The sequence below is a fragment of the Sphaerimonospora mesophila genome, assembly GCF_001417795.1.
Classification (GTDB): domain Bacteria; phylum Actinomycetota; class Actinomycetes; order Streptosporangiales; family Streptosporangiaceae; genus Sphaerimonospora; species Sphaerimonospora mesophila.
The window spans coordinates 1-12191 of sequence record NZ_BCBX01000074.1 but is presented as its reverse complement, the minus strand read 5'-3'; the positions used below and the strand labels follow the sequence as shown (position 1 = coordinate 12191).

Here is a 12191-nt window from a genome sequence, read left to right as displayed (position 1 = left end):
GCTTGCTGGGGAGGAACAGACGCAGTCTTGCGGACCATTCAGGAGCTCCTCTGGATCAATGCCTGGCCTTCGGCGATCCTCAGCGGGAAGGTCGTGGAAGTCGTCCTCGGGGCGAGCGTTCCGCCCGCTCCGCCGGACCCGGTCCAGGTGGCCGTCCACCTGATGGTGACGGTCACCCGATAGTGCGAGCCGGGCAGCCTCGCGCTCGAGCGGGTGAACAGGTATGCGCAGTCGCTCTTCTGCCTGCTTGCGAGCTCCCTCCGGTCGTATGGCTTTCCCGGGCCGCTGCAGACGAACTCGGTCTGGCCGGCACCCGGACTGATGACCAGCGCCGTCGGGGTAGCAGTGGCCTCCGCCCATACCGGTCCCGATGTGACTCGCTTACTGATCGGGTGCCATTGGCTTCGTTCCACCCAGAAGAAGTGCGGGAGACCGACCAGCCCGTCCTTGCCCCGAGGCGGGGCGGTCGCAACCTGCGGGGCAGGGGGCGTGAGCTGCCGAACCGCTTGTTGGAGGAGCATCTCGGGAGTTACGGCAGGTGCAGCCGGATCCCCAGGAGTGATGCCCTGGAAGACGTTCCGCTGGCCGTCAGGCCCGCGCTTGCACTGGAGATAGCTGATCCCGTTTTCTCCGCCGATCGTATGGCACTTGATCAGGCTTCCGTCGCTGCCGCTCTTGTCGGACACAGGTTGATTGGGCTGCCCTATCTCGTGGCGGCCGTAGACGACCCAGCCGTTTCCCCACGGATGGGCGCCGTAATCATCGTCCGAGGGCGTGTGAACCCCGAAGACGCAGGCCGCGAGAAGCGGACTCAGCGCGAGGGTGGCGTGCATGCCGCCTCCTTCATGCTCAGCCCCGTGAGACGCCACCGCCCATCTGAGGACTGCTCCAGTGAGGCTGTGATGTTCGCCGTCGCCATCTTGGCCGTACCGGGGATGAGCTGGTGAGTACGTCGGTCGGCCATCCCCGCCATGGAGGTGTCCTGGCAGTCGGTGACCTCCGCGCGCTTTTCGCCGACACGCACCTCTTTAACCCGCGGGACCACCTCGCCGTACGGCTCCCGGCCCTGTTCGGTCATCTGACGGATGCCGTCAACGAGGTGGTCGAGATAGTCGCCCTGGACATACGGCCTGAGCAGCGCACGACCCTCTTCTGGAGAGGATTTGCCAGCCGCAGAAAGGACCTTCCAGTACTCGACATATGCCTTCAGGACGGCGTCGTGAGGCCTAACCGATGACCGCTGGACGACATCCGGAGTTGGAGTTCCCGAAGCGGGGCGAGGCGGCAGGACGGAACCATCCCCTGCCTGGCAAGCCGCGACGACAAGAACCACCGCCAGACAGGCAGCGCCTCCCCATAGTCGGCCGCCCGGTGAACGCATCACATCAACTCGCGCCTTCACTCTACGCAATTAAATGACTGCTCACAGTAGTTTATGTGTGCGACAAAGGAGATATCAAGGCTCCGTCGATACTGTCTCTTGACGGGCCTAGTCAACCGAAGAATTGGAGCTCCAGATGGTTCGCTGCCAAGACATCCGGCACGAGCCACAAAGACCGTCCATCAAGCTTTCCCCCATGATCGGCAACCTCGTCCCGGCTCAGGATCGAAGATTGCCATCGACCGTCAGATGGGGCATCAGTCGTTTCGCACGAGGTAGTCTGCCTCACCGGTCATCGACGACCCGACCGCTCCGCCTGCGATCAGCGAGGAACGCACGTGGACGGTGCACCGGACGGGGCTGATCCCCAGCATGCCCCGCCCCCCGCCCCCCGGGTCCCGGCCCGGCGCCGCCGCCTCGCACCGGTCGGTGAGCTGCTCCGGGGCACGTGGGTGAAGATCGCCGGTGCCTTTTACACGGGAGGCTGGGCCGCCGCCCACCACGCACAGCTGATCAGACTGCCTGGGACCGTCCTGTGGGCGGTGCCGAGGACGTTCGGGACCGACGCGTACCGGATAGTCGACGTCAACGTCGACGGCGTCCTCGGCCGCCGCCTGCCCGGCCAGCGGTGGTTGTGCAACGAGCGCGACCTGACCCCAGTGGAGGCCGCCGACAGGTGAACCCCCGACCGCGTCCGGGCGTCTTGTCACCGCTCCCCTCTCCGTCCCCCAGGAGGCTCCCGTGGGTCACCCGTATAGGCCGCAACCCTCCGGCCCCGTCCCCGCCGCCGGACGGGGTAGCCGTACGCGCCGCGGATGCCTGCCTGCCCGCCCGTGTCATGGCGGAAGCGCGGCGGGTGCGGGCGCGTGCTCCTCGCGACTGGAGAACATTCCTCACGGTAGCGCGCAGCACCTCGCGGAAATTGCGATAGCTTCTTTTTCGCCGCCTTCACAGCATCGCGGTTCTTGTAGGTTCCCGCGTCGGGGGGTTCTTCTTGGACTTCGCATCCGGAGCCCGGCCGGTCCCGATTCCCCATGCGCAGTTGTCAGGACGTAGTGGACCGTTATGGACAAGTATGTTAAGGGCGGCCACTGCCACGTGGTAGGTACGGATGCCGTCGATGCTGAGGTTGTGGACGCGCTGGTTGCTTCGATGGTAGGTGCTGGTACTCAGAATCTCTAACTTATCACCATAAGACGTTCGCACCCGCATGCCGGTGTGCAGGTCCTTGGCGTTGAACCAGTGGCCTTGGTCCTCAGACCAGAAAGGGTGCTGGTCGGTAGCGATGACGGTGCCGGTCTTGTCTCCGCGGGAGCCGTCGGTGTCGATGGTGATCTGAACGAGCTTCTTTCCGCCTTCACTTGTGATCACTCGACTTTCGCGCTTTTTCTTGATCGTTTGAGATGTCGCTTTTGTGGTGATCGGCGCGGTTTTGTAGAGGTTGTTCCGGGTTGGCCAGGACACTCCCGGATTGCGGGCATACCGGGGTTGAGCGCATAAAAAGAGGAGCATCGGCGCTGTTGAAACCCCCCGGATGCTGCCGGAGAGACGCCGATGCCCTCGTCTGCGACTGTAGCGTTACCGCCCTCGCTTGTGGGCCTGTTGGAGCGATTTCGCCCCTGCTTCACCGCGCCCACGTTCGAGACGTTCTGCATGCTGATGGCCGGGTTCATCGCCTGCGCGGGGACGCGGGCGGTGTGCGGCATGCTGACCGGGGCCGGGCTGGCCAGGGTATGGCCGCACGACCGGGCCCACGCGTTCTTCGCCCGCCGCCGCTGGAGCGCCGAGCACCTCGGCCTGACCCTGGCACGGCTGGTGGTCGACCTGTTGATCGGCGAGGGGGAATCGGTGCTGGTCGCGGTCGATGACACGCTGTTTCGCCGGCGAGGGAAGAAGGTGTGGGCGGCCTCGTGGTTCCACGACGGCTCCGCGCCCGAGGCGCACGCGAGTGGATACGGCAACAACTGGGTGATCTGCGCCATCGTCGTCTGGTTGCCGTTCATGACCCGTCCGGTGGCGTTGCCCGTGCTGGCCGGGCTGGTCAAGAAGGGCACGGTGTCGGCCTCGCGGCTGGAGGTGGCCCGCCGCCTGGTCACCGCGCTGGCCCAGGCGCTGCCCGGCCGGCGGATCGACGTGGTGGGTGATGCCGCCTATGCCGGCGGCGTGCTGAAGAACCTGCCGCAGGCGGTGTCGTGGACCTCCCGGCTGCGGAAAGACGCCGCGCTGTACGGCCTGCCCCCAGCGCCGGCCCCGCGCCGGCGGGGCCGTCCCGCTCTGAAGGGGGCGCGTCTGCCTGCGATGGTCCAGCTCGCCGCCGGTCTGGACTTCACCGAGGTGGTCGTGACCCGTTACCGCCGGACCGAGACCGTCCGCGCGGCGAGCCTGGTCTGCCTGTGGTACGGCGTGTTCGGCACTCGCCCCGTCCAGGTCGTGGTGATCCAATCCGCCAGTGGCGCGCTGGAGGTCGCCCTGGTCAGCACCGACCTTGACGCGACGATCGGGCAGGTGATCGAACGGTACGCCGCCCGATGGTCCATCGAAACGGCGATCTTGGAAGCCAAGCAGATCTTCGGCGTCGGCCAGGCCCGCAACCGCACCGCCCGCGCCGTCCAGCGCACCGTGCCCTTCGGCCTGGCCGCCCAGACCCTCACCGTCTGCTGGTATGCCCAGCATGGCAAGCACGACCGCGACCTGGCCGCCCACCAGAACGCCCGCCCCTGGTACACCAGCAAGACCACCATCTCCATCGCCGACGCCCACGCCGCCCTCCGCCGCGCCCTCCTCGCCGCCAAATATCGGATGGCTCGCCCTGACCAGCCGAAACCCGAAGAAATCCTGGCCGATCTGCTGGCCTGGGAAGACGCCGCATGACCCTCAAATCAAAGAGCGAAAGTCGAGTGATCAGTGCGACGACGGAGCGTGCCTCGGTCTTCCCGGTGACGGGATCGGTAGCGAGAACTTGCGTGACGCCCTCAAGCAGATCCGTGGCCCCGAAGGTGCGCGCACTAACCTCGGGCTTTCGTGCGCCCAGCAGAACGGAGGTGAAGCCGTGATGTAGCGGCTGATCCTGGTGTTCGTAAGCTCGTCGTCGCTCGCCGGTGGAAGTCCGGTCCGGGTAGCTGCCAGGAGGCCCGGTAGCAGACTGGCGACTTCGTCTGGAAACGGGCGGGGTCGAAGCCCAGTGTCAAAGGCCCTGTTTGGGGGAGCAACGATGCGGTCCGTAGCGTGACGCGAAGCCTGCGGCGTCGTTAGAGGTCCGTCCGCAAGGGCGGGAACAGGGAGAGCCGAGCCCTCGAATCCAGGGCGAAGGCCATGGAAGCGGTGAAGAACCTGGAACGCAGCCGCGAAGAACTCCCCGGCGTATGGGGCGCGGAACGTATCGACAGTGACGGCGGGAACTGGGGAGGCCCTCCCCGGCCCGGTGACCTGCGGAAAGTGTCACCGGAGCGTGGCGTCCTATAACCGGTACAAGCCGGGAAGTGGATGGCTGGCCGGGTGGGCGTCGGAGGCGGCCGTAGTACCGCTTGACCTGACCGGACAACATAACCGGCAGGGAGGGAAGGGCCGCTGCTTCGTCGATGCGTCATGATGCACGGAGGTGGCCCGGTGAGTGCCGGTCAGGCTAGTCCCGCCGCGTCGGGATCGCGGGAACCACGGGTTCCACGTGATCCGGTCCGAGCCTTGCAGCATGCGCTGTACCGGGCGGCCAAGGCCGACCCCGGACGTAGATTCCACGCGCTGATGGACAAGGTCTACCGCAGAGACGTCCTGTGGCGCGGGTGGGTTGCGGTGCGCACCAACAAGGGCGCGCCGGGCATCGACAAGACCACCTTGGCGCAGGTCGAGGAGTACGGGGTGGCCCGGCTGCTCGACGAACTCGCCGCCGAACTGCGAGAACAGCGGTACCGTCCGTTGCCCGCGCGCCGGGTGCTGATCCCCAAGCCGGGATCTTCGGAGCAAAGGCCGCTGTCGATTCCCGCGGTCCGGGACCGGATCGTGCAGGCCGCGCTGAAGATCGTGTTCGAACCGGTCTTCGAGGCGGACATGCTGGACTGCTCCTTCGGGTTCCGCCCGAAGCGGTCGGCACACGATGCCTTGCAGGTGCTCGTCAACGAGTGCTATCGCGGGCGCCGGTGGGTGGTTGAGACGGATATCGCCAACTGTTTCTCGGCGATTCCGCATGAGACGTTGATGCAAGCTGTCGAGGAACGTGTCTGCGACCAGACGCTCCTGAAACTCCTGCGGGCGATCTTACGCTTCTCGGGGGTGATGCAGGACGGGCAGGTCCGCAGGCCGATCACCGGCACCCCACAGGGCGGGGTGATCAGCCCCGTGCTCTGCAATGTCTACCTGCACCGGCTGGACCGGGCATGGGACGAGGCGGATGGGGTGCTGGTGAGGTACGCCGACGATGCGGCGGTGATGTGCTGGCCCCGGAGTCAGGCCGAACGAGCGTTGGAGCGCCTGACGGCGTTGCTGGCTGAGCTCGGTCTGGAGCCGAAAGCGGCCAAGACCCGGATCGTGCACCTGGAGGTCGGCGGGGAGGGCCTGGACTTCCTGGGCTTCCATCACCGGCTGGTGCGCACGCTGGGCCGCAACGGGACCCGGCAGGTCACCTTCCTCGCTCGCTGGCCCGCCGGCCGGGCGATGCAGCACGCCCGTGACCGGATCCGGCAGTTGACCGGCCGGTCCCGGCTGCGGCTGAGCCTGGAGGTGATCGTGGAGGATGTCAACCGGTTCCTACGCGGCTGGGCCGCCTACTTCCGGTACGGCAACTCCTCCCGGCACTTCGGCAAGATCAGAAATTATGCGGTGATGCGGATGGCGCTGGTCATCCGGAAACGACATCACCGCTCCCGGGGGGTTCGGCTGGTCGGTGCTGGCCTACCAATCCCCGAACCAACTCGGGCTGGTCACGCTGTCAGGGATCGTCGTCGCGCCCAGGCCCTTCCGGGACTGGCGGGGAACGCCGAATGTCAGGCGGTGAACGACGTCGGTGAGCCGTGTGCCGGAGAACGGCATGCACGGTTCGAGGTAGCGGGGGCTGGAGACGAGGTGAGGAACCTGTCCATGGTCACTGGGGTGGCACACCCGGCCGGGAAACCGACGGTCAGAAGGCCCCAGGCCCTACCGCAGGAGAAGCTATCGCGCCAGCCCCGACCCTACGCGGCGAATTTGAGCGGGCTTGATCGTTTACATGAGAAAAGTGCCTTTGAGCTGCAATGCCAGTGAGTTAAGGCGTTTGCGCAGGTGACAGGACCCTTCGACTTACTTTGATCTTGTATGCGACTTTGCCGGATGGGGCTACCCAGTCGTGTTTTTTGGTCGCGAAGGTGTTCTTTGGGGGCTTCTTCACACGCTCGCATTGCCGGAGCCGGCGGGCAGGTAGCAGGTCCTCAAGGAGATCGAGGACAGCCTCGCGGCGCCTTTGGCTAAGCCCCGCAGGGCTGGTGCGGCCGCCGACATGCACGCGAGCGACACGGATGGCCACCGTGAAAGAGATGCGGTCCGGATCGATCCCAGCGGTCCGGGCAGCCTCAGCTTTGAGACTGCATAACGCCTGGTAGACAGCCAGGAAGGCGAAGATCTCCTGGTTGACGAGTTCAGGCAGCTTGGAACGGAGGATGAAGACGGCCCCGCGGAGCCGGGTCTTGAGCTCGCCGTAGCCGTTCTCACTCTCCCAGCGCTCGTGATAGACAGCGGCGAGCTTGGCCGCCGGCGCCCGCTTGTGGTCCAGCAGCGTCGCGACCAGCCGGAACTGTTCCACCGCCAGGATGGAATCGTTCTGGGGGACGATGCAGCTCCAATTGCTAGAGGCCAGTCACACCCACTGCTCGCGCCCGCTACCAGAGAACCGCCCTGGAAATGCCTCGGCTACCAGGTCACGCTGATCCCGCCTAAACCCGCTACAGTTCGCACCCCTGACCCTGAGGACTCCGCAGTTTGACCCTGAGTAGCCCAGCAGCCGGTCACACCATCACGACCGAGTCGCCAATCCCGCCTGCCCACCTAATTATCCGCTGTCGCGCTGTGGCTGAGACCCAGGTTTCCTCCCAGCTGCAATGGTTGCCGCACACGAGCTAAATATCAATCTCCTGGGGCCCTCTCAATACCAAGGGCATCACTGAGTGCATCATCTAGAAAACCATAACTCATAACTCCAAACATGCCACAAGGGTCTGTCCTTCTGGGCAAGTTGTCGCCATTTTCGTCTACATAGCGATCGAAAGGAATATCGTAGAAGCAATGAACTTTTACCATGTCGGATTTCGTTAGAGGGAAGTTTCCTAGTGTTTCAAAATAACCTCTTATCCAGGGTAGCCGGTTAATAAAGAAAGGAGGAATAAGTAGCCTGTCTGGCGGCAAAGCAGAGACGTCGACTCCTTTGTTCGACGATACAATATCATATATATACAGCATGTAAGCCTCAGAGGTCAGCGGATGACTCTCAGAAATTCCTGCGTAGACCACCCTTCCAAAAAGATAGCCGACTTTAGTCATTCTGAGAGTAAAGATATCGCCGGACTTCGGCCTCTTTCGCGACCGCTTAAGGAGCTGCATGTTCGGAATGTTGAGGTCGTTTGGCATCGTAACCCTCTATAGGTGTGGCGCGTTCTTTCGAATCCACATCTCTCCCCATTGTAACATGCGCTTGTAGTAGATCTTTCGTTGATCGATACTATGAATCCTGTTATGCAACATGCTGACACCTCTCGCCTTGTTTCGAACAATCACCGCTTCTTCAATAGCCCTTGCCTGCCCTCTTGTCAGATTTTTCGCAAGTGGCCTAATAGACGCGAACCTGCCCCCATGCTCTCCGATTCTCCGTTTGAGATTATTTGTTATTCCAACATATATTACTCTACCGCTTTGATCATATCCTAGATAGACGAAGTGATTCTTTAGTCCTCTCGTAAGTCTAGTCGCGGCAGCTGCAAGACTCTTAGCAATGGCGCCAGGAGCAGTGGTGCTCTCTTTTGTCTCGTATTTATCCCAATAAACATCACCACACCACGTCGGATGGTAGCCGCAGACCCATATGTGCAGGAGCGCTTGACCCTGGTCCGTATCAAACGAGCCACAATGTATGCGCTTATTGCACATGTAGGTCTTAGCTCTTTGGATCTCTTTGTTATATGCGTCCGCCGAATCGGGTAGGATTAGATCGCCATAAAGATCAAAGGCGACGGGATCCCAGCAATTCCCCTTTCCGTAGATTTTTTCGCAAACAAGCTTATCCTTCTTTGCGTTCCAATCTTTACATACGGGAGCCTTTCCGCCCTTTTCGCAATCCTCGGGGTCGACCATAAGGCCAGTAGGATCGGATAAACCTATCGGATTATTTCCGGCGTAGCCGTAGGGGTTGGCCCATTGGGGTTTGCGGAGATCGAGAAGGGGGTCGGTGGAAATGAACTTGGCGATGGCCGGGTCGTAGTAGCGCGCGGATAGATAATTTAACCCTGTGGAGTTGTCTTCAACTTTGCCGAGGAAGCCCAGGTCGGTGAAGGGCAGGTCGTCGGTGCCGCGGCGTTGTCCGAAGGGAAGGTAGCGTTCGCGGGAGACCGCGCCGGTGTTGTCGTTGACGGCGAGCTGGGTGGAGCCGTGGAGGCCGGAGGCGAGCCAGGTGACGCCGTCTCCGCCGATACGCATGGCTACGGTGGCGCCGTCGGGGGTCGTGTAGTAGCGCCTTCCGACGATGGCGTCATCGGCTACTGCGATTTCCATCGAGCCCAGATACAGGGTGGCCTTGCCGCCGGGGTCGCGGCGGATGAGGCGTTCGCCGTCGGCGTCGTAGACCATCGTGGTGTCCTGGCCGTCGATGGTGGCCTTTTCCAGTTGGCCGAGTTCGTTCCAGGTGAAGGTGCCGTTCTTGCCTGCGACGGTGCGTGAGGTCAGCTGGCCTGCGTTGTCGTAGCTATAGGTGTCAGTACCGGTGGGGCGCGTGATGGAGGTGACCGCGTTCGGTCGCACCGCCAATGCCCCGGCGTTGGGGTAGGTATAGGTGACGCTCTGCCCGACATCAGTCAGGCTGGTGATGTTGCCGACGGCGTCGTAGGTGTAGGACTGGGCGTAGGGGTCGATGCCCTGGTTGTCGGCCGAGCCGGTGTCCGGCCCGCACTCGGGTGTGGTGGTGGTCCAAGCCTGGGTAAGGCGGTGCAGGTCGTCGTAGGTGAAGCATTCGGACTGACCTGGGCTTCCCTCAGTGGCGGAGGCGGCATCCAAAATTCGAATAATCTGCCCAGAGACGTCGTAGGCAAACTGATCGTCCTGGCTTACAGCGGGACTGCTGGTGTCCGCATTGATGGCAGTAGTGACCCGCTTCACCCATCCGGTCGCGTCATCCCAGGTAAACGTCCGCGCGATCTTCCCATTCTCTCCATATGTACGTTCAGCCAGGCGGGCGGTCGGGGAGTAGGTGGTGGAATGGACGTAGGTAAATTCACCTCCGAGGCTAGAAGTCATTCCCTTGGGCAGGTCGAGATCGGTGTATGTCGATGTGACCGTCTCGTCGGGTAGACCGCCAGCGGCGGGCATGGTGTAGGTGGCGACCTTGCCTGTCGGTGTGTAGGTGTTGGTGAAGGTATAGCTGCCGGCCAGTAGACCTTCGGACGAGGGGATCGTCAAGGTTGAGCCAGTAGGCCGCCCCATATCGTCATAGCCAGTCACCGCGTCGATGTAGGCGTCACCATCCACATACCGGGTGGCGGAGGTCAACTGGCCTTTGGCGATCGTGTCGTACACCCACTCGGCGAGCTTTGCCCCAGAGCCCGCCTCGCCAGACCACATGGCGGTCTTACGCCCAAGGTCGTCATAGGTGTAAGAGACCTTCTGGCCCTTGCCGTTGGTGGACCACAGCAGGTGCCCGGCCGCGTCATAGGCCTGCTCGGAGTCCCCGGCGTCGGGGTCATGGGCGGCAGTCCGTCGCCCGAGCAGATCGTAGGTGAAGGTGCGGACGTTGCCGTTCGCGTCGGTCTGCCTGGTCAGCTGGCCGTTGCGGTCGTAGTTATAGGTGGTGATGTGCGGAGAGCCCGACGGCAGCCACTCTTCGATCTTGGTGACCTGGTCGGCGGCATCGGCGTAATACACCGTCTTACCGCCCGTTGGTGGCGTCACCTCGTACTTGTCCGCACCCAGATAGGTCGTCGTGGTACGGCGCAGCTCGTTGGCCGCCGACATGTCCACCGCGGCGACGGTCCGGCCCAGCGCGTCGTAAACCGGCCGGGACCACTGCGGCAGCGACGTCAAGGCGGGGTTGAGCAGCCCGGACCCCGGACCAGTGGTGTTGTGGACCGGGGCGGAGGTCGCGGCCGTCAACCCCCGTGCATCGTAGGTGGTGACCTGGACAATCCGTCCACCGGCCGGGGAGGCTGTCTGGGTCTCCCGGGCGCGGCCCAGCCCGTCGAGGTAGGTGTGCATGGACACCCACTTGGCCGAGCTGCCGCTGCCCGACTGCAGCCGTGAAACGGCGGTTTTGGCCGGGCCGTTCACCGTCCCGTTGGCATCGGCCGGGATGGTGTAAGCGACCTTGGCCGCCGGCGTCCCACCGGATTTGGGCGCGACCGGCGTCCACAACTGCAATGTCCGGCCGAGCACGTCGTAATCGATGTTGATGTCGTTGTTGTTGGCGTCCCGCATCCCGACGGGCAGGCCGTTGTACGGCGAGGACCACATGGTCGTCGTGTGTCCAAGTGGGTTGGTGACCGTGACTCCACCTGAGGGCCACCCGACTGCCGGGCTGTAGGTCGTGGTGGTCGTCTTGCCCAGCGGGTCGGTCACGGTTAGCGGGCGGCCGTAGTCGTCGAAGGTGCTCTTGGCTGCCGAGTAGTCGGAGGCCGTGGAGTGGGCACGGATCTCGGTGACGTTCCCCTTCGTCGGGGCGTTCGCGCTCGGGCTGGTCGCCCCGTCATACAGGGTGACCGTACGGTCCAGCAGCGTCCCAGACGAGCAGTCGTCCCCGGCGCGTGTCTCCTCACTGGCCGGGTAGGAGATCATCCACGCGCCGTTCGCGGTGTTGCGGGCGTAGGTGGTCGCGGTGCAGGTGTTGTCCGAGCCGTCGCCGCGCTCACCGTAGTCGTTGACCTTGACCGGTAGCCCGTCGGCGTTGTACTCGGTCTTGGTCTCGGTGTACCTCCAGCCGGAGGTCACCTTCTCCCGGGACACCTGCCGGGAGACGTTGACCTGCCGGGGGTCGGCGATGCCAGGGCCGTCACCGGTGGTGACGCGGACGTACTCATAGCGGGTAGAAAATTCTTCGGTGTAGCCGCTGAGCCCGGAGCTGTAGACCGGGCAGGCGCCTAAGTCACTCCAATACTGTGATCCCGGCGCGGGGGCCTTGCCCGTACTGGAGGCGGTGGACATCCAGTTGTGCCCGTTGTGGGAGACTGGCCAGTCGGCCGGATAGCTGGCCGTGGCACTCCACAGCTGGAACGAGCACTTGGGCGTGGGGGCGCTCCATCCGGTGGCCTGCCAGGTCTGCTCCTGCAACGTGCGCCCCGACAGCACCCGCAGGTCGTTGTAGCTGTTGCCGTCGAAGTCGGTCACCTGGACGTGCTTGGGCGTGCCGTCGTTGAACACATCGTCATACAGGCCCCGATAAAAGGTGGCGCTGGTGACCGTGTACCCAGCCGGGTCACTTCCGCTGCCCGTGATCACCCGGACCGTGGGGTAGCCCCGCCAGTCGGTCCAATCCCCCCAGGACTGGCTGCAGTCCTTCGGCATGCCGGGAAACCACCCGCCGAAGCAGGGGAACGGCTCAGGCACCTCATAGATATCCGGGGTTGTCCCGAACTCCGGCCGGCGGGCCCAGGCA

Annotated in this window: 9 protein-coding genes; 3 read left to right on the top strand and 6 right to left on the bottom strand. The window is 63.7% G+C overall.

The genetic code is table 11. The features are described from left to right. Positions 1–38: 38 nt before the first annotated feature. Positions 39–833 carry a hypothetical protein gene (locus AP234_RS33950; protein ID WP_055483861.1) on the bottom strand — a complete coding sequence of 265 codons (795 nt, stop codon included), beginning with the start codon at positions 831–833 and terminating at the stop codon, positions 39–41. Then, positions 812–1333 (bottom strand): hypothetical protein, encoded by a 522-nt coding sequence (locus AP234_RS36900; protein WP_152990785.1) that lies wholly within the window; start codon positions 1331–1333, stop codon positions 812–814. The genes AP234_RS33950 and AP234_RS36900 overlap by 22 nt, the downstream gene beginning before the upstream one ends. Positions 1334–1719: 386 nt before the next feature. Between AP234_RS36900 and AP234_RS33940 the strand changes: the two genes are divergently transcribed. Then, a complete protein-coding gene (locus tag AP234_RS33940; protein ID WP_152990784.1) occupies positions 1720–2061 on the top strand; it encodes a hypothetical protein in 342 nt (113 codons plus the stop codon). 268 nt (positions 2062–2329) lie between these two features. Here AP234_RS33940 and AP234_RS35730 read toward each other — a convergent pair whose 3' ends face one another. Beyond that, on the bottom strand, positions 2330–2845 hold the full coding sequence (locus tag AP234_RS35730) for a polymorphic toxin-type HINT domain-containing protein (protein ID WP_160330543.1): 516 nt from the start codon (positions 2843–2845) through the stop codon (positions 2330–2332). A gap of 90 nt (positions 2846–2935) precedes the next feature. On the opposite strand from AP234_RS35730, the gene AP234_RS33935 reads away from it, so the two are divergent. Further along, entirely contained in the window at positions 2936–4252 is a 1317-nt protein-coding gene (locus AP234_RS33935; protein ID WP_152990783.1) for an IS701 family transposase, read from the top strand. Between the two features lie 870 nt (positions 4253–5122). Beyond that, the gene (ltrA, locus tag AP234_RS33930) at positions 5123–6613 is read left to right on the top strand and encodes a group II intron reverse transcriptase/maturase (protein WP_235558545.1); all 1491 of its coding nucleotides are present in this window, start codon (positions 5123–5125) and stop codon (positions 6611–6613) included. A gap of 1 nt (position 6614) precedes the next feature. On the opposite strand, the gene AP234_RS33925 is transcribed toward ltrA, so the two are convergent. From AP234_RS33925 to AP234_RS33920, 3 genes are all read right to left on the bottom strand, one after another. After that, positions 6615–7148 (bottom strand): hypothetical protein, encoded by a 534-nt coding sequence (locus tag AP234_RS33925; protein WP_055483857.1) that lies wholly within the window; start codon positions 7146–7148, stop codon positions 6615–6617. 320 nt (positions 7149–7468) lie between these two features. Further along, entirely contained in the window at positions 7469–7942 is a 474-nt protein-coding gene (locus tag AP234_RS35725; RefSeq protein ID WP_235558544.1) for an immunity 26/phosphotriesterase HocA family protein, read from the bottom strand. A gap of 36 nt (positions 7943–7978) precedes the next feature. Beyond that, positions 7979–12142: an RHS repeat-associated core domain-containing protein gene (locus tag AP234_RS33920; RefSeq protein ID WP_152990782.1), complete on the bottom strand. Its 4164-nt coding sequence runs from the start codon at positions 12140–12142 to the stop codon at positions 7979–7981. Between the last annotated feature and the right edge of the window lie 49 nt (positions 12143–12191).